Annotated in this window: 20 protein-coding genes and 4 tRNA genes; 3 read left to right on the plus strand and 21 right to left on the minus strand. The window is 52.2% G+C overall.

Annotated elements, in window-relative coordinates:
- Position 1: 1 nt before the first annotated feature.
- Positions 2-1,201, plus strand: a complete 1,200-nt coding sequence (gene hemY / locus HV237_RS23760; RefSeq protein ID WP_047358748.1) for a protoheme IX biogenesis protein HemY — start codon at positions 2-4, stop codon at positions 1,199-1,201.
- 459 nt (positions 1,202-1,660) lie between these two features.
- Here hemY and HV237_RS23765 read toward each other — a convergent pair.
- The 20 genes from HV237_RS23765 to trxA form a co-directional block, all read right to left on the minus strand.
- Positions 1,661-1,737, minus strand: a tRNA-Pro gene (locus HV237_RS23765).
- A 41-nt stretch (positions 1,738-1,778) separates the two neighbouring features.
- A tRNA-Leu gene (locus tag HV237_RS23770) sits at positions 1,779-1,864 on the minus strand.
- A 20-nt stretch (positions 1,865-1,884) separates the two neighbouring features.
- A tRNA-His gene (locus tag HV237_RS23775) sits at positions 1,885-1,960 on the minus strand.
- A gap of 56 nt (positions 1,961-2,016) precedes the next feature.
- Positions 2,017-2,093: transfer RNA gene (locus tag HV237_RS23780), tRNA-Arg, on the minus strand.
- A 102-nt stretch (positions 2,094-2,195) separates the two neighbouring features.
- Positions 2,196-3,581: an amino acid permease gene (locus HV237_RS23785; protein WP_047358749.1), complete on the minus strand. Its 1,386-nt coding sequence runs from the start codon at positions 3,579-3,581 to the stop codon at positions 2,196-2,198.
- A 278-nt stretch (positions 3,582-3,859) separates the two neighbouring features.
- A complete protein-coding gene (gene wecG / locus HV237_RS23790; protein ID WP_047358750.1) occupies positions 3,860-4,600 on the minus strand; it encodes a lipopolysaccharide N-acetylmannosaminouronosyltransferase in 741 nt (246 codons plus the stop codon).
- Positions 4,600-5,955, minus strand: a complete 1,356-nt coding sequence (gene wzyE, locus HV237_RS23795) for an ECA oligosaccharide polymerase (RefSeq protein ID WP_047358751.1) — start codon at positions 5,953-5,955, stop codon at positions 4,600-4,602. Before wzyE ends, wecG begins: the two co-directional genes overlap by 1 nt.
- Positions 5,952-7,031, minus strand: coding sequence for a TDP-N-acetylfucosamine:lipid II N-acetylfucosaminyltransferase (locus HV237_RS23800; RefSeq protein WP_047358752.1), 1,080 nt, complete (start codon positions 7,029-7,031; stop codon positions 5,952-5,954). Before HV237_RS23800 ends, wzyE begins: the two co-directional genes overlap by 4 nt.
- Positions 7,028-8,278 carry a lipid III flippase WzxE gene (gene wzxE, locus HV237_RS23805; protein ID WP_047358753.1) on the minus strand — a complete coding sequence of 417 codons (1,251 nt, stop codon included), beginning with the start codon at positions 8,276-8,278 and terminating at the stop codon, positions 7,028-7,030. The genes HV237_RS23800 and wzxE overlap by 4 nt, the downstream gene beginning before the upstream one ends.
- 1 nt (position 8,279) lies before the next feature.
- The gene (gene rffA / locus HV237_RS23810; RefSeq protein ID WP_046274884.1) at positions 8,280-9,410 is read right to left on the minus strand and encodes a dTDP-4-amino-4,6-dideoxygalactose transaminase; all 1,131 of its coding nucleotides are present in this window, start codon (positions 9,408-9,410) and stop codon (positions 8,280-8,282) included.
- Positions 9,411-9,414: 4 nt separating this feature from the next.
- Positions 9,415-10,092, minus strand: a complete 678-nt coding sequence (rffC, locus tag HV237_RS23815) for a dTDP-4-amino-4,6-dideoxy-D-galactose acyltransferase (RefSeq protein ID WP_047358754.1) — start codon at positions 10,090-10,092, stop codon at positions 9,415-9,417.
- Positions 10,070-10,951, minus strand: coding sequence for a glucose-1-phosphate thymidylyltransferase RfbA (rfbA, locus tag HV237_RS23820; RefSeq protein WP_016155112.1), 882 nt, complete (start codon positions 10,949-10,951; stop codon positions 10,070-10,072). The genes rffC and rfbA overlap by 23 nt, the downstream gene beginning before the upstream one ends.
- Positions 10,952-10,979: 28 nt before the next feature.
- The gene (gene rffG, locus HV237_RS23825) at positions 10,980-12,047 is read right to left on the minus strand and encodes a dTDP-glucose 4,6-dehydratase (RefSeq protein WP_047358755.1); all 1,068 of its coding nucleotides are present in this window, start codon (positions 12,045-12,047) and stop codon (positions 10,980-10,982) included.
- Positions 12,047-13,309, minus strand: a complete 1,263-nt coding sequence (gene wecC, locus HV237_RS23830; protein ID WP_047358756.1) for a UDP-N-acetyl-D-mannosamine dehydrogenase — start codon at positions 13,307-13,309, stop codon at positions 12,047-12,049. Before wecC ends, rffG begins: the two co-directional genes overlap by 1 nt.
- Positions 13,306-14,436: a UDP-N-acetylglucosamine 2-epimerase (non-hydrolyzing) gene (wecB, locus tag HV237_RS23835; RefSeq protein WP_047358757.1), complete on the minus strand. Its 1,131-nt coding sequence runs from the start codon at positions 14,434-14,436 to the stop codon at positions 13,306-13,308. Before wecB ends, wecC begins: the two co-directional genes overlap by 4 nt.
- A 55-nt stretch (positions 14,437-14,491) precedes the next feature.
- Complete coding sequence (gene wzzE, locus HV237_RS23840) at positions 14,492-15,538, minus strand: ECA polysaccharide chain length modulation protein (protein ID WP_047358758.1); 1,047 nt, start codon at positions 15,536-15,538, stop codon at positions 14,492-14,494.
- Between the two features lie 12 nt (positions 15,539-15,550).
- Entirely contained in the window at positions 15,551-16,654 is a 1,104-nt protein-coding gene (wecA, locus tag HV237_RS23845) for a UDP-N-acetylglucosamine--undecaprenyl-phosphate N-acetylglucosaminephosphotransferase (protein WP_046274878.1), read from the minus strand.
- Positions 16,655-16,903: 249 nt separating this feature from the next.
- Positions 16,904-18,163, minus strand: a complete 1,260-nt coding sequence (gene rho, locus HV237_RS23850) for a transcription termination factor Rho (RefSeq protein ID WP_002437993.1) — start codon at positions 18,161-18,163, stop codon at positions 16,904-16,906.
- A gap of 87 nt (positions 18,164-18,250) precedes the next feature.
- Entirely contained in the window at positions 18,251-18,370 is a 120-nt protein-coding gene (locus tag HV237_RS23855; RefSeq protein ID WP_181541855.1) for a rho operon leader peptide, read from the minus strand.
- A 130-nt stretch (positions 18,371-18,500) separates the two neighbouring features.
- On the minus strand, positions 18,501-18,830 hold the full coding sequence (trxA, locus tag HV237_RS23860; protein WP_001280776.1) for a thioredoxin TrxA: 330 nt from the start codon (positions 18,828-18,830) through the stop codon (positions 18,501-18,503).
- Positions 18,831-18,973: 143 nt separating this feature from the next.
- Between trxA and rhlB the strand changes: the two genes are divergently transcribed.
- Together rhlB and gppA are read left to right on the plus strand one after the other, a co-directional pair.
- Positions 18,974-20,242: an ATP-dependent RNA helicase RhlB gene (gene rhlB / locus HV237_RS23865; RefSeq protein ID WP_047358759.1), complete on the plus strand. Its 1,269-nt coding sequence runs from the start codon at positions 18,974-18,976 to the stop codon at positions 20,240-20,242.
- An 8-nt stretch (positions 20,243-20,250) separates the two neighbouring features.
- A complete protein-coding gene (gene gppA / locus HV237_RS23870) occupies positions 20,251-21,735 on the plus strand; it encodes a guanosine-5'-triphosphate,3'-diphosphate diphosphatase (protein ID WP_047358760.1) in 1,485 nt (494 codons plus the stop codon).
- 47 nt (positions 21,736-21,782) lie between these two features.
- Here gppA and rep read toward each other — a convergent pair whose 3' ends face one another.
- A complete protein-coding gene (rep, locus tag HV237_RS23875; RefSeq protein WP_047358761.1) occupies positions 21,783-23,804 on the minus strand; it encodes a DNA helicase Rep in 2,022 nt (673 codons plus the stop codon).
- Positions 23,805-23,831 lie beyond the last annotated feature (27 nt).

The following is a 23,831-nucleotide window of genomic DNA, read 5'->3' on the forward strand; positions in this document are numbered from 1 at the left end:
GATGCTAAAAGTATTATTGCTCTTTGTGCTGTTGATCGCCGGGATCGTTGTCGGTCCAATGATTGCCGGTCATCAGGGCTACGTACTGATCCAGACGGATAATTACAATATCGAAACCAGCGTGACGGGTCTGGTGATCATTCTGATCGTCGCAATGGTCGTCCTGTTTGCGATTGAATGGCTGCTGCGCCGAATTTTCCGCACTGGCGCGCATACCCGCGGATGGTTTGTCGGTCGGAAGCGTCGTCGCGCCCGTAAGCAGACCGAGCAGGCGCTGCTCAAGCTGGCAGAAGGCGATTATCAGCAGGTTGAAAAGCTGATGTCGAAAAACGCCGATCATGCAGAACAGCCGGTAGTGAATTACCTGCTGGCGGCAGAAGCTGCTCAACAGCGCGGTGACGAAGCTCGTGCCAACCAACACCTTGAGCGTGCTGCCGAACTGGCCGGAAATGATACGATCCCGGTAGAAATCACTCGCGTTCGCCTGCAGCTGGCACGTAATGAAAATCACGCCGCACGCCACAGCGTAGATAAACTGCTGGAAGTGACGCCACGTCATCCGGAAGTGCTGCGTCTGGCTGAACAGGCCTACATTCGTACCGGTGCATGGAGTTCGTTACTGGATATCATTCCATCCATGGCAAAAGCGCACGTGGGTGATGACGAGCACCGCGCGATGCTGGAACAGCAGGCATGGGTTGGTCTGATGGATCAGGTTCGCGCCGATCAGGGCAGCGAGGGTCTACGTGCATGGTGGAAAAACCAGAACCGTAAAACCCGTCACCAGGTTGCCCTGCAGGTGGCAATGGCTGAACATCTGATTGAGTGTGACGATCACGATACGGCACAGCAGGTCATCATTGATGGTCTTAAACGCCAGTATGACGACCGCCTGGTGCTGCCGATCCCGCGTCTGAAAACCAACAACCCGGAACAGATAGAAAAAGTGTTGCGCCAGCAGATTAAAGCCGTCGGCGATCGCCCATTACTGTGGAGCACGCTGGGCCAGTCGCTAATGAAGCACGGCGAATGGCAGGAAGCCACGTTCGCCTTCCGTGCCGCTCTCAAACAGCATCCAGATGCCTATGACTACGCCTGGCTTGCTGACGCGCTGGACAGACTGCATCAGCCAGAAGAAGCCGCCACCATGCGTCGTGATGGCCTGATGTTGACGCTGCAGAACAACAATCCCCCGCAGTAATTCCCTCTTGCCCGGTGACGCTTCGCTTACCGGGCCTACCGTTATTTCATATACACCAAATCATTCGAGATGCTTCGAGGCGACTTGAAGGATGAGGTGTATATGCATAAAAAAACGCCCGCTCTTTTGGAGCAGGCGCTAAACAGGTCTGTATGACAACATAAATGGGTGCTTCACTCAACGTTATGTCCATGGTGTTTGATGAGGCCAGAGCGACATCTGTCTGTGGACGATAAGCACCGTAAACGGCTCTGCATCATTCCTGAGTTTATGAGGCCAGATGGCGAACATAAGAGATGGAATGAGCATCTACCCGTATATTATTGCACAAGGCATGCCACGATTGCACTGCAAAAACAATGGAACCGGACTTTTTAAGACATCAGGAAATTCGGGGAAATAAAGGCTGAGAAGGGAAAATCAGAAAACAAAAAACCCCGCCGAAGCGGGGTTCAAAATTGGTCGGCGAGAGAGGATTCGAACCTCCGACCCACTGGTCCCAAACCAGTTGCGCTACCAAGCTGCGCTACTCGCCGTTTTACTGCTTTTTGAATTTTTAGTTCAATTCTTTAAGTCGTGGTGCGAGGGGGGGGACTCGAACCCCCACATCCTAAGGACACTAACACCTGAAGCTAGCGCGTCTACCAATTCCGCCACCTTCGCATTTCACAACTTTAAATTAATGGGGTGGCTAATGGGATTCGAACCCACGACAACTGGAATCACAATCCAGGGCTCTACCAACTGAGCTATAGCCACCACTGCAAATCTTTTACGCGGTATTAAAACCACCGCAGCTCCGGCACCTTACTAAATGGTGCGCCCGACAGGATTCGAACCTGAGACCTCTGCCTCCGGAGGGCAGCGCTCTATCCAGCTGAGCTACGGGCGCTTAGCGCCGTTGCGGGGCTGGATATTACGGAGGTCTCGGTCTGCTGTCTAGTGCTTTTTTAAAATAAATTATCGTTTGGTCATGGTTTGTGCGTTTTGTCGCTTATTCCTGCAATTTTTGGGCTGTGCCATGACGATTCAGGCCAAAAACCTTATAAATGAGCGTCACGGCCAGTAAGAAGATAATGCCAACAAACAGCGACATTCGGGTATCTTCATTAAAGTACATGCCGATTAATACGCAAATCAGGAACGCCATCGTCAAATAGTTCGCCCACGGGAAAAGAATCGAGCGGAAAGGATGACTGGCGATCGCCGCTTTATGCGCCTGACGGAAACGTATCTGGCTTATCAGGATCACAAACCACGGTACCATCCCCGGCAGCACGCTGGCGCTATAGACATAAACGAACACACGCTGCGGGTTGGGAATGATGTAGTTCAGGCACGAACCAACCAGCAGGATCGCGATAGAAATAGCCACGCCGGCAACCGGCACGCCCTGGCGCGAAACTTTTCCAACGGCGGCAGGTAACTGGCGATTCTTTGCCAGCGTGTAAAGCATACGCCCACAGCTGTACATCCCACTGTTACAGCCCGACAGCGCCGCCGTCAGGACCACAAAGTTAATAATCCCTGCCGCGGCGGTAATACCAATCTTGGCAAAGGTCAAAACAAACGGGCTACCGTTACTGCCAATCTCATTCCACGGGAAAATAGTGACGATAACAAAAATCGCACCGACGTAGAAAATCAGAATACGCCACAGCACTTTCCCTACTGCACTACGCAGCGTGACCTGCGGATTCTTCGCTTCACCCGCAGTAATGCCGATCAGCTCCACACCCTGGTAAGAAGCCACGACAATACACAATGCCGTCAGGAAGCCCTTCCAACCACCAGCAAAGAAGCCGCCATGCTCAGTCAGGTTGCCAAAGCCGATCGCCTGACCGCCATTGCCAAAACCGAAGAAAATCACCCCTAATCCAATGACGATCATCACAATGATGGTGGTCACTTTAATCATGGCAAACCAGAACTCAATTTCACCATACAGGCGAACCGCGGCGAGATTTGCCAACGCAACCAGTCCGACAGCTATCAGTGCGGGTATCCATTGTGCCATTTCCGGGAACCAGAACTGGACGTACACCCCGATGGCGGTAATCTCTGATATCCCCACCGCCATCCACATAAACCAGTATGACCAGGCGGTGAGATAACCAAAGAAGGGGCTCATATAACGATGGGCGTAAACAGCAAATGAACCGGCAACCGGCTCGAGGAATAACATCTCCCCCATAGAACGCATAATGAAAAAGACGAACAGCCCGGCGACAATGTATGCCAGCAGAACCGAAGGTCCCGCCCATTTCAGGGTACTGGCGGCCCCCATAAATAGCCCGACGCCAATTGTCCCCCCAAGGGCAATTAATTCGATGTGACGAGCCTCCAGCCCACGCTGTAGCTCAGGTTTGTTCTCGGCCATAAATCCTCTTGTTGTGTTTGCATACTGTCCGGTATTACCGGTTCTCGTTATGGGTACATCTTGTTATGCCATAACAGGCCATACGGCACCGACCGCTTAACGGTTGGCGTCAAAAACACCACGGCACTGCAATGATTGTTGCGAATGGTTTCCTAAAATCGCTTAAATGGCAATTAAAGCATTCAAAAAATAAATAGATTGTGCGAGAAAGCAGCGATTATGTTGTGAATAAGTAGCGTAATTAGCAGATCACGCTACTTATCAAAGGAGGGAGGGCGTCAGAGGTTGCCGGTATAGTGCCAGCGGAGATAGCGTAATAAGCGAAGTTGACGAGTGATACGGCTTGGCTGCGACAATAAGCGATACAGCCACTCCAGCCCCAGAGTCTGCCAGATTCGCGGCGCACGCTTAACGTGACCGGTAAAGACGTCGTAGGTACCACCGACGCCCATATACAGCGCTTCAGGGTGAATCTTCCGGCAGTCACGCATAAAGATCTCTTGTTTCGGCGAGCCCATCGCCACCGTCACAATCTGCGCACCGCTGGCGTGGATACGTTCAAACAACGCCTGCCGCTGGTCCGGGGTAAAATAACCGTCCTGACTGCCTACAATGTTCACGCGCCACTGGGCACGCAGTTTGGCTTCCGTTTGCGCCAGAACTTCAGGCTTGCCACCAATCAGGAAGACAGGCGTTCCTTCCTGCCCGGCTCGCGCCATAAGCGCTTCCCAAAGATCAGCCCCTGCCACGCGTGAAACCTGCGCCTGCGGAAATTTTTTGCGCACTGAGCGCACCACGCTAATCCCATCCGCATATTTGAACTCAGCGGCGTTGATCAGATCCCGCACTTCAGGGTTATCTTCTGCCGTCAGCATCTTCTCAGCGTTGATTGCCACCAGCGTTCCTGACCTGAGATGTCCCTCGGCAAACAGGTAATTTAGCGCATGCTGCATATCGCGCCAGCCAATCAATTGTAGCCCGCGCAGCGAGTAGAGTGGCGCAGTTGTGTTATCTGTCATTACGATCCTTCAATCTGTGTCCGGGGCAGCGATTTGATTCGTTTATGGATGAGTCCCGCACTATCGAATAGCCAAAACAGCAGTTTTGCCACCAGCAGACACACGCCGAAAATCACGAGGAAAAAGACCACTCGCGAGACAAACGAATCCAGCCCTTCACGTGCCAACACGATCATATTGAAAATAGCGCCAAAACAGAAACTGTGCAGAATCGCCGCCTTGTAGCGATTGGTTTCGCAGTTGCCTAACTCATACAGCCAGTCAAACCACTTGATGATGAGTCCAACGACAATCGCGCCTAACGGGATAAACAGCGCCCCGCCCATCACCACCAGTGAACCAATTAACGTCGGCGAAATCGCCAGACCTGAGTGGTTGTTCAACACTTCCCAGGTAAAGTAGTTCGCTGAGTTGAGGACAATACTCGGCCGCCCAGGCCACAGCCAGGAGGGGATAAAGACGTAGAAGTCACGGACAATCGGCGCCAGCCCCTGAAACTCAATATTGTGGTAATTTTGCAGCAACAGCGCCAGATTCTCCCACGGCGAGAAGGTGTCGCGCGTGAGGTACAGGAAGGTATAGAACGCCTCGTCGCCGCTAACGTTCATCCCATAGCGCTTCAGCGCCAGCCAGAACATCCCGACGATACCCAACACGCCCGCGGCGGCCAGCATCCACAGCGAAATCCAGCCGCGAATGATGCCGATAAACAAGAAGATGGCAAACGCAATGATGATATTGGCGCGCGTCCCGCCAACAATCATATAGGTCAGCAAACCAAACGCGACGGTACTCACCAGGAAGAATAACCACGCTTTGCTGTCCTGACGCAGGAAATAGACCACCAGCATTGCCGGAATGAAGAAGTAGAAGAAACGCTTCAGAGCGACGCCAGAGACTTCGCTGGAAAAAATTTGGCTGTAGGATTGCAGTCTGAACAGCAGGAATCCGTTGTGCATAAAGAAGACGCCCACGCTCACCAATGCAATCGCCATCAGGATAACCCAGGTCAAATGCGCTTCAACGCGATTGATGGTAAATAGCGGCCTGCGTGGCTTATCCTCGACTCGCTTGCGAAGGCGGGTTTTATACGTCACGTAGTAGACGGCATAGAAACAGGCGGCTGACAGCAAGGCCTGCAGTAGGATCTCCGGCGGAGCCACTGCCACATCAAAACGGAACACCAGTATGCTGGTCAACGGGAACCCGAAGAAGAACGTCAGCAAAAACAGCAGTGAGAAGAAAACATTGAAGTTAAAACGCACGCGGCGGAATTCAAACCAGGTCAGCGTGGCGATAAACAAGGTGGAGAGCAGCCATACCACCAGCAGACCGCTAAATTGCATCAGGCTCATACGGTTTCTCCTGAAGCAATACGCAACGCGTTGTGCCACGGCTGCAGATAATTCGGGCTAAAGAAGGTGATTGAATTTTTATCTACCGATGCCAACTGGCGCTGCGCTTCGCGTACGACGCCTTCATTGAGCTCATCAGTGGTAAATAACACCGGGAGATTCTGTTCCACCATATCCTGCCAGAAGGGATTTTCACGGTTGAGCACGCACGGGATACCGGCCTGAATCAGTAAACACAGGGTACCGATCCCCTGCTGACGGGCAAAAATAAAGTAACCCAAATCACACTGACGTAATAATGTCAGATAGGCATCAAATTCCAGCTTTTCACTTAAAATTTGCAGATTCTCAGCGCTAAACAATGCCAGGCCGGCCTGACGAACCTCGTCGATATAAGCCGCATTATCGGCGGGGTACCCCATCGGTACAATCACATTCACCGTGTCGCCGAACTGCTGATGGACGGCGCGTAGCGCGGCAATATGCTCATTGCTGCGATCGCCAGAGTTGCCAACCAGCACCGTCATCTTGCCGCTGCGCTGACACGCGTTGCTCATATTATTGAGCGAGGGATCCATCCGCGTTGGGAAATAGAGCAACTCGCCACGCACGCGCGGATGCTGTTCGGCGAAATAGCTCAAATCACCCCGCGTGGCAAATACGCAGCCCACACGGTTCTGCGCCATACGGCGAATGGGGTAAAACAGGCGAAATTTCAGTCCACTGGAGACTTCATATAAATCCGCGCCCCAGATATGCCAGTAAAACTGCTCCGGTTTAATTCCCCCGCTCAGCAGCGCTAACCACAGGCTGGTGTTGAACTGACCGTGGAAGAAAAAACGCTGTTGGCGATCCGCTTTTGCTTTCGCGATAACCGCTTCAGCCAGCGCCTTTTTCCCACCATAGAAGCTTAGCGATAACGCCGGGCAGTTCTCTCTGAATCCGGCATCCTGACCTGCAACCATAAACGTGCGCGCGTGCTCGCTCATCGCGGCCAGCGAGTCGTTGAAAAACCGCAGCACGGTTTGGTTATGGTGAGGGATATCCGATCCCAGAACGTGAATCAGTACAGTCATACCCGCCTACGCCAGAGTAAAAACACGCCACAACAAAGAGAGAAATAGACAATGTACGTTGCCATGTAAGCCTGTGCCGCGCCCAGCGCACCATGTGCAGGGATCAGCCAATGTGCAAACGCCGTCAATAACATGAACTGGCTAATTTCTGCCAAGATATAAAACCGCAGCGACGCTTTCGCGATCACCAGATAACCGAAAACATAGGCGCCGACTTTCAGCACATCACCGACCAGTTGCCAGGCGAACAGGTCGCGCATGGCGGTGAATTTAGCGGAGAAAAGCAGCCAGATAGCAAAATCGCGCAGTAGCCAGACGGTAAAGCTTGCGGCAGCAACCGCCGGCAGCACGAATTTCAACGACTTGATCACTTCGCGTGTAATGTCGCGCTTTTCAGTCAAACGCGACAACGTCGGCAGCAAGTAAACGCTGAATGAGGCGGTGATGAATTGCAGATAAGCATCGGAGATACTGCTCACCCCCTGCCAGATCCCCACATCATCCCAGCTGTACTGCGCCGCCAACAGGTTTCGCATCATCACGTATGCCACTGGCAGCGTTACGGAGGTAATCAGCGCCATCAGCGTAAACTTGCTTAACTGCCCTGCCAGACCGTTATCCCACGAGGGTTTCAGGTAATGCAGGGGGATAGTTCCACGCTTAATCAGCATTATAGCGGCAGGGATAGCGACCAGCGCAGGTACCAGCGCCAGGCCCAGCAAGGCGCCTTCATACCCTCCCAGGCGATAACAGCCATAATAAGCCGCTACGCCCACCAGGCTCCCCACAATCAACGACAGCGCGTTACCCGCCGCATCGCGGAAGCCCTTCATCAGCGCCAGCAGCAGGTTCGCCCAGGCTATGCCCATCTGCACCAGCGCAACCAGTCGAACCAGCCCCTGATAATGAGTATGACCAAATAATCCCTGACTGATAGGTGCGGCCGCCAGCAAAAAAATCACCGCCATCAGCGTAGAGAATCCCAGCACCATCGCGGAAGAGGTACCGACCACCTTACGGAGCCGGGCCGGATCGTCATGATGCTGCGCAACGTATTTCGTGACGCCATTGAAAATGCCGGCCCCCGCCAACACGCCAAGCACGGTGACCATCTGGCGGAAGTTACCCGCCTGCCCCACGCCTGCCGGGCCAAACGACACCGCCAGCAACTTCACAACCAGCAAACCTGCGCCAATTTTTACCAGCGTACTGGCCGCCGTCCATAAGGACGCTTTTGCAAGCGACATATCAGGCGAAGTAGTTGAGTAAGGTCGTAATGACTGTTCGCTGGTTCACCGGCGACAGATTGTAGAACAGCGGTAAACGCAGCAGGCGTTCGCTCTCTTTGGTGGTGTAACGATCAACACCGGCAAACATGCCGAATTTATCGCCAGCCGGGCAATCATGCAGCGGGATATAGTGGAACACCGCCATAATTTCAGCTTCTTTCAGGAAGTTAATCAACGCCGTGCGATCGTCGATATCGCGCAGTTTGATGTAAAACATATGGGCATTCTGTACGCAACCCTCCGGTATCGAAGGCAGCTCAATACGCCCGGCACGCGCCAGCGGTTCCAGGGCATCGTAATACTTTTGCCACAGCGCCAGACGCTGCTGGTTAATACGATCAGCCGCTTCCAACTGCGCCCACAGATAAGCCGCCTGCAGATCGGACATCAAATAGCTGGAACCGATATCACGCCAGGTATACTTATCTACCTGGCCGCGGAAAAACTGACTACGGTTAGTCCCTTTTTCACGGATGATCTCTGCGCGCTCGACTAATTTTTTATCATTAATCAGCGTCGCTCCACCTTCCCCGCCTGCGGTATAGTTTTTGGTCTCATGGAAGCTAAAGCAGCCGATGTGACCAATCGTACCCAGCGCACGCCCCTTGTAGGTCGACATGACGCCCTGGGCGGCATCTTCCACCACATACAGGTTATGTTTAGTGGCCAGCCCCATGATGGTATCCATTTCGCAGGCCACGCCCGCGTAATGTACCGGCACAATAGCGCGGGTTTTATCGGTGATCGCCGCTTCAATCAGCGTTTCGTCAATGTTCATGGTATCCGGGCGAATATCAACAAAGACGATTTTCGCGCCGCGCAACACGAAGGCATTGGCCGTAGAGACAAACGTGTAGCTCGGCATAATGACTTCATCGCCAGGCTGGATGTCCAGCAGCAATGCCGCCATCTCAAGCGATGCGGTGCAGGAAGGCGTCAGCAGCACTTTCTCACTGCCAAAATGCTGCTCCAGCCACTGCTGACAGCGACGGGTAAAGCCACCGTCACCACACAGTTTGCCGCTATTCATCGCAGACTGCATGTAATCGAGTTCAGTTCCCACCACCGGCGGTGCATTAAATGGAATCATCGTGTCACCTGTATAACCAATACGCGGTGCTTTCCACATTCGCACCACTGTGTATATAACGTTTAAGCGCGGCGGTGTTACCCATTTGGGTCGCCACGCGCAATGTTGTTTTACCGCGGGCCTGTGCCCAACAAAGCGCGGCCTGCATCAGTTCTGCACCCGCACCACGCCCGGCCAGCAGGCCAATTCTCGCCTCGGTCGCATTCAGTTCACGCAGCGAGACATAGCCACGAATCTCACCAGTCGGTTTACGAAAAATGAGGCATTGATGATCAAACGTCCCCAGTACCGCGTTTTCAATCCACTGTGCGTAGAAACGCGCGCTGGCATCTTCGGCATACCACGGGGCGCGAAAACGACTTTGCGCAAATGCCTGTCCTGCCAGATGGCGTAATACCGGGATATCCGTAGGTTGCGCGACCTGCGCACCGGGGTCGCCGCTGGCACACGTCACCGGCAGTACAAAATCGACTTCACCTTCTACCAGTGAGAAACCCAAATGCTGCAGAGCATCTAATTCATGGCTATTTGCGGCAAGTATTTTTGCTTGTACACGCGACCAGGGCAGCAACGCATCCGCAGTTAGAACCGGCGCGCGTTGGTCAAAACGGACAATGGCGCTATTCACGCCAAAGAACGTATTTTCCCAGCTAAGCGGCTCAATACTGGCGCGGACGAGCACGGAGCAGCTCCAGCAGGTATTGACCATAACCCGTTTTGGCCAGTGAACTGGCGGCACGCTTCACGCCTTCGTCATCCAGCCAGCCGTTACGCCAGGCGATTTCTTCCAGACAGGCTATTTTAAAGCCCTGGCGTTTCTCCACCGTCTGCACAAAAGTGCTCGCTTCGATCAAACTGTCATGCGTACCGGTATCCAGCCAGGCAAAGCCACGCCCAAGCAATTCAACCGTCAGATGTCCGTCATCAAGATACATCTGGTTGATAGACGTAATCTCCAGCTCCCCACGCTCAGAAGGTTTCACGCGTTTCGCGTATTCCACCACTTTGCTGTCATAAAAATAGAGCCCTGTCACCGCCCAATTAGATTTCGGCGCTTTCGGCTTCTCTTCCAGAGAGACTGCGCGAAAATTGTCATCAAACTCAACAACACCAAAACGTTCAGGGTCCATGACCTGATAGCCAAACACCGTCGCGCCTTGCGTTCTGGCGGCCACATGACGCAGTTTTGGACTGAATCCTTGACCAAAGAAGATGTTGTCCCCTAACACCAGGCACGATGGTTCACCGTTAAGAAACGTTTCACCGATAATAAAAGCCTGCGCTAATCCATCCGGGCTCGGTTGCTCAGCATAGTGCAGTTCAATGCCAAACTCAGAACCATCGCCCAGCAAACGCTGGAAATAGCCTTTATCTTCCGGAGTGGTGATAATCAGGATTTCGCGAATTCCCGCCAGCATCAGTACCGATAGCGGGTAGTAAATCATCGGCTTATCGTAAATGGGCAATAGTTGCTTCGATACGCCCCGCGTAATGGGATACAGGCGAGTACCTGAGCCACCCGCCAGAATGATACCTTTCATGCGTTGTCTCCTCCGCAATACCAGGCGGTTAGCCCTTCAGACCTAAACGTTCGCCCTGGTAACTGCCGTCCTGCACGGGTTTCCACCATGCCTGATTATCCAGATACCACTGCACGGTTTTGCGCATTCCACTTTCAAACGTTTCCTGCGGCATCCACCCGAGTTCACGCGCAATTTTTGAAGCATCAATGGCGTAACGTAAATCATGGCCTGGGCGATCGTCCACAAAAGCGATCAAGTCGCGGTACTGCGCGATGCCCTGCGGTTTATGCGGAGCCAGCTCTTCCAACAGGCTGCAAACCGTTTCGACAACATCCAGGTTTTTACGCTCGTTATGGCCACCAATATTATAGGTTTCCCCAACCGCGCCCGTCGTCGCCACGCAATAGAGCGCCCTGGCGTGATCTTCTACATACAACCAGTCACGGATCTGTTGACCATTGCCATATACCGGCAACGGTTTGCCCGCCAGTGCGTTGAGGATCATCAGCGGAATCAGTTTTTCCGGGAAATGGTACGGACCATAGTTATTGGAACAGTTGGTAATCAGCGTTGGTAGACCGTAGGTACGCAGCCAGGCGCGAACCAGATGATCGCTGCTGGCTTTCGACGCGGAATAAGGGCTGCTCGGCGCATACGGCGTGGTTTCGGTGAAGAAATCATCTGTGGAATGGAGATCGCCATACACCTCGTCAGTCGAGATATGGTGGAAACGAAACGCCAATTTTTCCTCGCTGGCTAATGTACTCCAGTAAGCGCGCGCTGCTTCCAACAGCGTGTAGGTTCCCACAATGTTGGTTTCGATAAAGGCGGCGGGACCATCAATTGAACGATCGACATGGCTTTCTGCAGCCAGATGCATCACGCAGTCCGGCTGATATTGTTGAAACACCCTGTCGAGCGATGCCCGATCGCAAATATCCACTTTCTCAAAGGCAAAACGGGAATTCTGCGCAACCGGCTCCAGTGACATCAGGTTTCCGGCGTAGGTCAGCTTATCGACCACAACCACCGCATCCTCGGTATCATGAATGATATGTCGCACAACCGCCGAGCCGATAAATCCCGCTCCACCGGTAACCAGAATTCGTTTCATTAGCGCCAGACCCCTTTGGTATCAACGATGTACTGCTGTTGAACCGCATCGCCTTTGATGCCTTTAAATTCATTATGGTCAACCAACATGACCAACACATCAGCACGTGCCAGAGCATCGTCCAGCGTCGCCAGTTGGCAAAGACCATCCAGTTTTTTCGGCAGTTGATGGATGTTCGGTTCCACCACCAGCATTTCGCCTTTGTGCCATTGCGCAATATTCTGCGCAATTCCCATCGCCGGGCTTTCACGCAAATCGTCAATATTGGGTTTGAATGCCAGACCAAAACAGGCAATTTTCACTTCGCTAGCCCGTTTGTTGGTATCCGCCAGACAGTCGGCTACGGCAGCCTTTACCCGATCGACCACCCAATGCGGTTTACCATCGTTTACCTCACGCGCGGTGCGGATCAATTTCGCCTGCTGCGGGTTCTGCGCCACGATAAACCACGGATCGACCGCGATACAGTGTCCACCTACGCCAGGGCCGGGCTGCAAAATATTCACGCGTGGATGGCGGTTTGCCAGCCGAATCAGTTCCCAGACGTTGATCCCCTGATCGGCGCAAATCAGCGACAGTTCGTTGGCGAAGGCGATATTGACATCGCGAAAGCTATTTTCCGTCAGCTTACACATTTCTGCGGTGCGGGCGTTGGTTACCACACATTCGCCTTCGAGAAAGATGTTGTACAGCTCGCTGGCGCGCGCGGAACAGACGGAGGTCATTCCTCCAATCACCCGATCGTTTTTAATCAGTTCGACCATTACCTGACCCGGCAATACGCGCTCTGGGCAATAAGCAATGTTAACGTCCGCCTGTTCACCGACCTGCTGCGGGAAAGTCAGGTCAGCCCGCATTTCTGCAAGCCATGCGGCCATCTGTTCAGTTGCCCCGACAGGTGAAGTGGATTCCAGAATCACCAATGCGCCTTTTTTCAAAACTGGCGCAATAGATTTCGCCGCGGCTTCTACGTAGACCATATCGGGTTCATGATCTCCCTTGAACGGGGTAGGCACCGCAATCAGATACGCATCAGCATCTACGGGAGTCGCGCTCGCACGTAAAAACCCATTTTCGACCGCCGTTTTCACCACCGCACCCAGATCGGGCTCAACGATGTGAATTTCACCGCGATTAATGGTATCCACCGCATGTTGATTTATATCTACGCCAATTACGTGTTTTTGACGGGAAGCAAAGGCAGCCGCCGTTGGCAGTCCGATATAACCCAGCCCAATGACAGAAATGGTCGTAAAACTCATAGCGATATCCGATTATTTTTTAATGCATCTAAAATGCGGTCACATGCCTGCCCGTCTCCATACGGATTATGGGCGCGGCTCATGATCTGATATTCATTGTCGTCATGCAGCAAACGCGTGACTTCTTCAACAATCCGCTGTGGGTCTGTACCTACCAGACGTACAGTCCCTGCGGTAATAGCTTCCGGGCGCTCCGTTGTTTCGCGCATCACCAGCACAGGTTTCCCCAGAGACGGCGCTTCTTCCTGAATCCCGCCGGAATCAGTAAGGATCAGCCAGGCGTGATTCATCAGCCATACGAATGGCAGGTAGTCCTGCGGTTCAATCAACACCACGTTTTCAACGTGACCCAGGATGCGATTGACCGGCTCACTGACGTTAGGGTTCAGGTGTACCGGATAGACAATCTGCACATTTTGGTTAGACGCGGCTATTTCCGCCAGGGCGTGACAGATTTGCTCAAAACCGCGACCGAAGCTTTCCCGACGATGACCGGTCACCAGTATCATCTTTTTATCAGAGCTCAGGAAAGGATAATGTTCTGCCAGTTCAGCACGCAATGCATCGCTCGCCAGTACGCGATCCCGAACCCAGATCAACGCGTCAATAACCGTATTACCCGTGACGAAAATACGATCATCAGGGATAGCTTCTCGTAACAGATTTTGCCGCGAGTTTTCTGTTGGGGCAAAATGATACATTGCCAGACGCCCAGTCAGCGTACGATTAGCCTCTTCCGGCCATGGTGAATAGAGATCGCCTGTACGTAAACCAGCCTCTACATGCCCCACCGGGATGCGCTGATAGAACGCGGCCAGACTGGTAGCAATCGTGGTTGTGGTATCACCATGAACCAACACCACATCGGGTTTGAATTCAGCCAAAATAGGCTTTAACCCTTCCAGGATGCGGCAGGTTATTTCTGTTAGTCCCTGACCTGGCTGCATAATATTGAGATCGTAGTCAGGTACAATGGAAAAAAGATTCAACACCTGATCGAGCATCTCCCGATGCTGCGCCGTAACGCAAACTTTTGCCTCAAAATCAGGATCTTTTTCCAGCGCATGAACCAGAGGAGCCATCTTAATGGCCTCCGGTCGCGTACCAAATACAGTCAGTACTTTCACATCGATTCTCTTCGGATTGGCAGTGAGAGCCCAGCCCCTCACTGCAACGGCATTGCTAAATCGTACGGCGACGGGTTAACGCGACACCAGCACCGATCAGAGCCCCAACGATACCCCACATAATCATCAGGAAGGCGCGACGAGGGCTGTCACGTTTTACCGGCTCTTCCGGCGTTCTCAAATAACGATAGGTCTGAAAACGCGGATCTAAAGTTGGTCCAACGTTCAGGGTGTTCAGCATGGCCCTGTTCTGGAAATAGTCCAGATCGAAATCCGGACCAATTGACTGCAGATTCTCAAGTCGCGCCTGCAACATTGGACGTCCGAGTAAGAACAATTCTGAATCCGGCAATTCATCAGCTGGAACATCTGTGGAAGTACGCGAAATATTATGCTGCTCAGCAATTTTAAGCGCTTGTTCAATGCTGTGGACGCGGCGAGAGAAAATGGATTTTGCCACTTCTTCCTGACGTTTGACCTGCGCTTTCATCTGCACAGTGCGTGCGGCCCATGCGCCTTTTAACTCATCATTCAGATGACGTGCCGCGCGTTGGCTGGCAAACGCGACGTACTGGCGCAGCAAATTGTTGGCATCAGGAGCCGTCTCGGCAATCAGCTTCACGCTGTCATTGGTATTACGCAGCGTATCGCCAGGCAAAAACTGAATGTTATTGATCAGTTCATCCAGCATCGCCGCATCGGCTTTGCTATTACCGACCATACGCTGCTTAAAGTAATCAGTCTGCTGCCAGAATTCTCGGCGTGTATCCCAGGAGGCAAGCTGCATAATGAATTCTTTATAGGCCTCATCCATTACTGACGGTTGGTCCGTGGACGCGAGACTGGCCTTAATATCCAGGTTGCGTAAAAACTGTTGTTGAGAGTAAAAGCCACCCAACATATTGACCGTTGGCCTGTCAGTAATCGCCGTGGCACTCCACTCCTGACGCGCAAAAAACGTATAGGCGAGGGCCGCTATCGCGAAGGCGAGAGCCATACCGACGATCCACACCTTCCCTGACCACAAGGTACGAAACAACCCACGGATATCCAGTTCATTTTCAGCGCTCACGGCATCTTCCCCCGGTAATGGTTGTCTCATCGTACCCTCAATTTATTTGGTTAAGTCTGGTTTACTTTCACGGTTTCTACGCAACTTGCGCTTCAAACGTTTGATAAATCTCGCTACCTTCCAGGCCCGTTTAATACAGATGTCGTACAAGACAAACGCCAGTAAAAAAAACACCAACATCACCCACTCCGGGACAATGCGAGAATATTCAGCCAGCACGCCAATAGATGCCAGAATAGCTGCAGCCAGGGTAATCAGGACAAAAGCCTGTCGGGAGGTAAATCCGGCGCGCATGATTAAATGGTGAATATGTTGGCGATCCGGGGAGAAAGGGCTCATGCCCTTGCGTAAGCGACGATACATAATTGCCACCATATCCATTAACGGAATGGCAATAATCCACAAAGCGGTGACCGGGCTGATAGGATGCGTTGGCCCCTGGGTAGTCTCCAGCAGGATCCAAATCACCGTGAAGCCAATCAGCGTACTGCCCGCATCCCCCATAAAAACTTTATAGCGGCGTCCGAGAATACCCAGATTCAGCAGGATGTAAGGCAGAATGGCGGCGATCATGGCAAAACACCAGATGGCCAGACTTGTTTGACCATCGAACCACAGGATAAGCCCCATAGCGGCGAATGACACGCTAGATAATCCACCCAACAGACCATCAATCCCATCCACCATATTGAAGGCGTTTATTGCCGCCCAGACGGCAAACAGGGTAAGGAAATATCCAAAAGGACCGAGCACCATCTCCCAAGGGCCGAAAATATAGCCAAGGCTTAGCAGATAGAGTTTACCCACCGTCATCATAATGATGCCGATAAGGGCCTGGATGGTTGCGCGGATTTTTACACTGATATCAAAACGATCGTCCAGGGCACCGATAAACACCAGTACACCAGCACAACCCAGGTAGAGAGCAGCATGCGGGATATAGTAATCGGCGATAAGAAACGTAAAGCAAATGCCTGCGTAAACCGAAATCCCTCCAACCAGCGGAATCAGTCCCTGATGACGTTTGCGGAAGTTGGGTTTATCCACCAATCCAATCTTTTTCGCGACCTTGCGGGCAAAGAAAAGAAACAGCGTTGTGAATAAAAAAATACTGATGAGATCAGTACTTGCTGTCAATAAATTCACTATACATGCTCTCAGAGAATATCAATACACGAAGTATAACCATCCAGCCAATTATTCAGAAGAGAAACCCGACTCAATATCAGCTCCATATCAGGTGGTTCTATATGATTAGCAACCACAAAATACGAATTTCAACCCTTCTTCGCCATGCGGTATGTCATACCGTATTATCGTTATTGTGTCGTTAAGATTACAGCCACAAAAGCAAAACGCCACGTAAAAACGTGGCGTTTTCGGATGAGACCTGAATTACGAACGCTTCATCATGTCGAAGAAGTCGTCGTTAGTCTTGGTCATCGCCAGCTTGTTAATGAGGAATTCCATGGCATCAATTTCACCCATCGGATGGATGATTTTGCGCAGGATCCACATTTTCTGCAGCTCTTCCTGGGTGGTGAGCAGCTCTTCTTTACGGGTACCGGAACGGTTGTAGTCGATAGCCGGGAAGACGCGTTTTTCAGCAATCTTACGAGAGAGATGCAGTTCCATGTTGCCGGTACCTTTAAACTCTTCGTAGATAACTTCATCCATTTTAGAGCCAGTATCGATCAGCGCAGTCGCGATGATGGTCAGGCTACCGCCCTCCTCCACGTTACGCGCCGCACCGAAGAAACGCTTCGGACGATGCAAGGCGTTGGCATCAACACCACCGGTCAAAACTTTACCGGAAGCCGGAACCACGGTGTTGTAAGCACGCGCCAGACGGGTGATGGAATCGAGCAGAATGATAACGTCTTTCTTGTGTTCAACCAGACGTTTCGCCTTCTCGATAACCATTTCCGCAACCTGAACGTGGCGGGAGGCTGGTTCGTCAAAGGTAGACGCAACCACTTCACCTTTCACCAGACGCTGCATCTCGGTAACTTCTTCCGGACGTTCGTCAATCAGCAGCACCATCAGCACGCAGTCCGGATGGTTGTAAGCAATGCTCTGCGCGATGTTCTGCAGCAGCATGGTTTTACCTGCTTTCGGCGGAGCAACAATCAGACCACGTTGGCCACGACCGATCGGTGATGCCAAATCCAGTACACGCGCCGTTAAGTCTTCAGTAGAACCGTTACCACGTTCCATACGCAGACGAGAGTTTGCGTGCAGCGGAGTTAAGTTCTCAAAGAGGATTTTGTTACGGGCATTTTCTGGTTTGTCGTAGTTAACTTCGTTAACTTTCAACAGCGCAAAGTAGCGTTCACCTTCTTTCGGCGGGCGAATCTTACCAGAGATGGTATCACCAGTGCGGAGGTTGAAACGGCGGATTTGGCTGGGAGAAACGTAGATGTCATCAGGACCGGCGAGGTAGGAGCTGTCTGCAGAGCGGAGGAAACCAAATCCATCCTGCAATATCTCCAGCACACCGTCACCAAAGATATCTTCGCCACTCTTTGCGTGCTGCTTCAGGATGGCAAAAATAATGTCCTGCTTGCGCATACGAGCTAGGTTTTCAAGGCCCATATTTTCGCCGAGAGTGATCAGCTCAGAAACCGGCGTATTCTTTAATTCGGTAAGATTCATAATGGTGTGAGTTCTTAAACTTGGGGTAAATCTCGAACTTAATGTTGTGAATGGTATGGCAGGGTCATCCATGCCTGTTTACGGCCATCAACTCATGTCTGTTCGCTGTCTGGTCACAGGAAAGTACGCAGAACTGAAACGACAAGACGGATTGAGTGTCAAGCCAGGAATCTGTCCACTTCTCGCGCGAGAAACAACGGGAAGTATTGGATATAACTAGATTCAAACTTAATAAGGTATGTTTAATACGAAGTCAACACTAACTTAGCACGACTCAAGTCGGGCGTCCAGTCATCCGAATCATTTCGAAGTATGGTCGCCCGATCATGAGACTTCCTTACGCTAAATTAGCGTCGAGGAATTCTTTCAACTGACCTTTGGATAGTGCGCCGACTTTAGTCGCCGCAACTTCGCCGTTTTTAAACAGCAGCAGGGTCGGGATGCCACGGATACCATACTTCGGCGCGGTGCCTGGGTTTTGGTCAATGTTCAGTTTAGCAACCGTCAATTTGCCCTGATATTCGTCAGCGATTTCATCCAGAATTGGAGCGATCATTTTGCACGGACCGCACCACTCTGCCCAGAAATCAACGAGGATAGCTCCGTCCGCTTTGAGTACATCCGTGTCAAAACTGTCGTCAGTCAGGTGAATAATTTTATCGCTCATATTAACTCCACAGGAATAAGCCTGGTGCGTTGGTGTACTCTTAATCAACGACGTGTTGATGTAGCATTAACCAACTAAAGGTTGACTTTATTTCACCGGATACGCTTTCGTAAAGCAATAGTAAGCTGATATTCTACCACACTATGAGCAAAACACATTTAACAGAACAGAAGTTTTCCGACTTCGCCCTGCACCCAAAGGTGATAGAAGCCCTTGAAAATAAAGGCTTTCATAACTGCACGCCCATTCAGGCCCTCGCGCTGCCGCTAACGCTGGCAGGTCGTGATGTTGCAGGGCAGGCGCAAACCGGTACCGGAAAAACGATGGCGTTCCTGACGTCAACGTTTCATTATCTTCTCTCTCATCCCGCGATTGCCGATCGCAAGGTGAACCAACCGCGTGCGTTAATTATGGCGCCAACGCGTGAGTTAGCCGTGCAGATCCATGCTGACGCCGAGCCGCTGGCACAGACCACCAGTTTGAAATTAGGCCTGGCTTATGGCGGCGACGGTTACGACAAACAGCTGAAAGTGCTGGAAAGCGGCGTCGATATTCTTATCGGCACGACCGGTCGTCTCATCGACTATGCAAAACAGAACCACATTAACCTGGGCGCGATTCAGGTCGTGGTGCTGGATGAAGCCGATCGTATGTACGATCTGGGCTTTATCAAAGATATCCGTTGGCTGTTCCGTCGTATGCCGCCAACCACCCAACGTCTGAACATGCTGTTTTCTGCAACCCTCTCTTACCGCGTTCGCGAACTGGCGTTCGAACAGATGAATAACGCCGAGTACGTTGAAGTCGAACCGGAACAGAAGACAGGTCACCGTATTAAAGAAGAGCTCTTCTATCCTTCCAACGAAGAGAAAATGCGTTTACTGCAAACGCTGATTGAAGAAGAGTGGCCAGATCGCGCCATCGTCTTTGCTAACACCAAGCATCGTTGTGAAGATATCTGGGGTAGCCTTGCCGCTGACGGTCATCGCGTCGGTCTGTTGACCGGTGACGTGGCGCAGAAAAAACGTCTGCGTATCCTTGATGAGTTCACCCGTGGCGATCTCGACATTCTCGTTGCGACGGATGTCGCCGCGCGTGGTCTGCATATCCCAGCCGTAACGCACGTATTTAACTATGACCTGCCGGATGACTGTGAAGATTACGTTCACCGTATCGGTCGTACCGGTCGCGCCGGAGCAAGCGGTCACTCTATCAGCCTGGCCTGTGAAGAATACGCGCTGAATTTACCAGCAATCGAGACCTATATCGGTCACTCGATCCCGGTCAGCAAGTACAACCCGGATGCGCTGATGACCGATCTGCCGAAGCCGTTACGCTTAACGCGTCCGCGCACAGGCAATGGCCCACGCCGTACCGGTGGTGCTCCGCGTAATCGTCGTCGTTCAGGTTAACGTTAGATATGCTCACAACCACTTCGCTGTACGCCGCAATTGATTTAGGCTCGAATAGTTTTCATATGCTGGTTGTACGCGAGGTGGCGGGAAGCATTCAGACGCTCACGCGTATTAAACGCAAGGTGCGTCTGGCCGCTGGCCTCAACAGCGACAACGTTCTTTCCGCTGAAGCTATGGAGCGCGGCTGGCAATGCCTGCGCCTGTTTGCTGAACGCCTGCAGGATATCCCTCAGCCGCAAATCCGCGTGGTCGCCACGGCAACATTACGCATCGCGGTAAACGCCGATGAGTTTATCGCCAAAGCGCAAGAGATCCTCGGCTGTCCTGTCCAGGTCATCAGCGGCGAAGAAGAAGCGCGGCTGATTTATCAAGGTGTTGCCCACACCACCGGCGGTGCCGATCAGCGCCTTGTCGTTGATATTGGCGGTGCCAGCACTGAACTGGTTACCGGCTCCGGCGCGCAAACCACCTCTCTGTTCAGCCTGTCAATGGGCTGCGTCACCTGGCTCGAAAGGTATTTCACCAATCGTAATCTGGCACAGGAAAACTTTGACGAAGCAGAGAAAGCGGCTCGCGAAGTTCTGCGCCCGGTCGCCGACAAACTGCGTTTTCATGGCTGGAAAGTTTGCGTTGGTGCCTCTGGCACCGTCCAGGCGTTACAGGAAATCATGATGGCGCAAGGCATGGATGAGCGCATTACGTTGGCCAAGCTTCAGCAGCTTAAACAACGCGCCATTCATTGTGGTCGTCTGGAAGAGCTGGAAATAGAAGGGTTAACGCTCGAACGCGCACTGGTTTTTCCCAGCGGACTGGCCATTCTGATCGCCATTTTCACCGAACTGAATATTCAATGCATGACTCTGGCCGGCGGCGCACTACGCGAAGGTCTGGTCTACGGCATGCTGCACTTACCGGTTGATCAGGACATTCGCAGCCGTACGCTGCGTAATATTCAGCGTCGATTTATGGTCGACACCGATCAGGCGAATCGCGTCACGCAATTGGCTGTACATTTACTCGAACAGGTGAAAGATGAGTGGCATCTTGGAGCCATTAGTCGTGAACTGCTGCAAAGTGCCTGTCAGTTGCATGAAATAGGACTGAGCGTAGAGTATAAGCAGGCGCCGCTGCATGCCGCCTGGCTGGTACGTAATCTCGATCTCCCGGGCTTTACTCCCGCGCAGAAAAAACTGTTAGCCACGCTGTTGCTCAACCAAACTAATCCGGTCGATCTCTCTTCACTCCACCAGCAAAACGCTGTGCCACCACGCATCGCAGAGCACCTTTGCCGTTTGCTACGCCTGGCGATCATTTTCGCCGCTCGCCGTCGCGACGATTTAGTGCCACATATCACCCTGCAAGCTCAGGATGAGAATCTGACGTTAACGCTACCGGAAGGCTGGCTGGAACATCATCCATTAGGTACAGAGTTAATCGATCAGGAAATACAGTGGCAAAGTTATGTCCACTGGCCGCTGGAAGTGCATTAGATGCTGGCTGCCGGATAGCGCTTACGCTTATCCGGCCTACAAAATACCTATTTCTCTTTGGCTTTCGCCATCATTGCCCGAATGTTAGCAATGCTGGCCTGCCCTTTTTGCATCCGCTCCTCGGCACTCACCACTTTACGTTCCTGTTCCCAGATAACGTCATCTTGTGGTAGTTCCAACAGGAAACGGCTCGGTTCCGGTCGAACCAGTTCACCGTACTGGCGGCGCTCTTTACACAGCGTGAAGATAAGTTCTTTCTGCGCACGCGTAATCCCGACGTAAGCCAGACGACGCTCTTCGTCGATGTTATCTTCATCGATGCTGCTCTGGTGCGGCAAAAATCCTTCTTCCATTCCCACCATAAATACGTACGGGAACTCCAGTCCTTTTGAAGCATGCAGCGTCATCAACTGCACCTGATCCAACTCTTCTTCGCTCTCTCCGCGCTCCATCATGTCGCGCAGGGTAAAGCGGGTAACGACCTGAGTCAGGGTCATTGGCTCTTCCAGCTCACTACCTTCCAGCATCTCCGTCATCCAGCTGAACAGCGTGTTGACGTTTTTCATACGCATTTCGGCCGCTTTCGGGCTCGGCGAGGTTTCATACAGCCAGGATTCGTAATCAATGCCGTGGATCAGATCGCGTACGGCGGCAACCGGCTCGCGCTCCGCCAGACGTTGAATGTCACCCAGCCAGTGCGTAAAGCGGGTCAGAGAATCATATCCGCGCCCGGTTAGCGTCTGGCTAAGTCCCATATCAAAGCTGGCGGTAAACAGGCTTTTATTACGCGTCATCGCCCATTCCCCCAACTTTTGCAGCGTGGCCGGACCGATTTCACGCTTTGGCGTATTTACGATGCGCAAAAATGCACTGTCATCATCCGGGTTGCTGAGCACGCGCAGATAGGCCAGCAAATCTTTAATCTCCGGACGTGAGAAGAACGACGTCCCGCCGGAAATTTTGTACGGGATGCGGTTCTGCATAAGAAATTTTTCGAACACTCGCGACTGATGATTACCGCGATACAGGATGGCGTAGTCTTTATACTGCGTCTTGTTCACAAAGTGATGGGCAATCAGTTCCCCGGTCACGCGTTCTGCTTCGTGCTCTTCATTATTCGCACTCAAAACCTTCAGCTCAGCGCCGTAGCCCAGCTCAGAAAAGAGCCGTTTTTCAAAGACGTGTGGGTTGTTAGCAATAAGGATGTTCGCCGCCTTCAGGATACGCCCTGATGAACGATAGTTTTGCTCCAGCTTCACCACCTGCAGCGCCGGAAAATCTTTGCTTAACAGTACCAGGTTCTGCGGACGTGCACCGCGCCAGGAGTAGATCGACTGATCGTCATCACCCACGACGGTAAAGCGCGCGCGTTTCCCCACCAGCAACTTCACCAACTCGTACTGGCTGGTGTTGGTATCCTGATATTCATCCACCAGCAGGTAGCGGATTTTGTTCTGCCAGCGCTCGCGCACCTCTTCATTGCGCTGCAACAGCAGCGTGGGGAGCAGGATCAGATCGTCAAAATCGAGGACGTTACACGCCTTCATATGCGCGTCATACAGACCATAGCAGTGGGCAAAAATACGATCGCGTTCACCCTTTGCACTGGCTGCCGCCTGCGCTGGGGTCATCAGATCGTTTTTCCAGTTGGAGATCGTTGAAATCAACTGTTGAAGGATAAGTTTATCGTCTTCAATTAGCCCTTCGGTCAATTCCTTAAGCAGGGCCACCTGGTCAGTATCATCAAATAACGAGAAGTTCGACTTCATCCCTAGCGCGGTGTATTCACGCTTAATGACATCCAGTCCCAGAGTGTGGAAAGTAGAGATCATCAACCCGCGCGCTTCTTTACGACCCAACGTTTGCGCCACACGCTCTTTCATCTCGCGCGCAGCCTTATTGGTAAAGGTTACTGCCGCAATATGTCGTGCCTGATAGCCACATTCACGGATCAGATGTGCGATTTTGTTAGTGATAACACGCGTCTTACCGGAACCCGCTCCCGCCAGCACCAGGCAAGGTCCGGTGACGAATTCGACGGCTTGTTGTTGTCCGGGGTTCAAACGCATAGAGGATTGCTCAATCTGTAAACACGG

This window comes from Citrobacter sp. RHBSTW-00570 (genome assembly GCF_013739755.1).
Classification (GTDB): Bacteria; Pseudomonadota; Gammaproteobacteria; order Enterobacterales; family Enterobacteriaceae; genus Citrobacter; species Citrobacter braakii.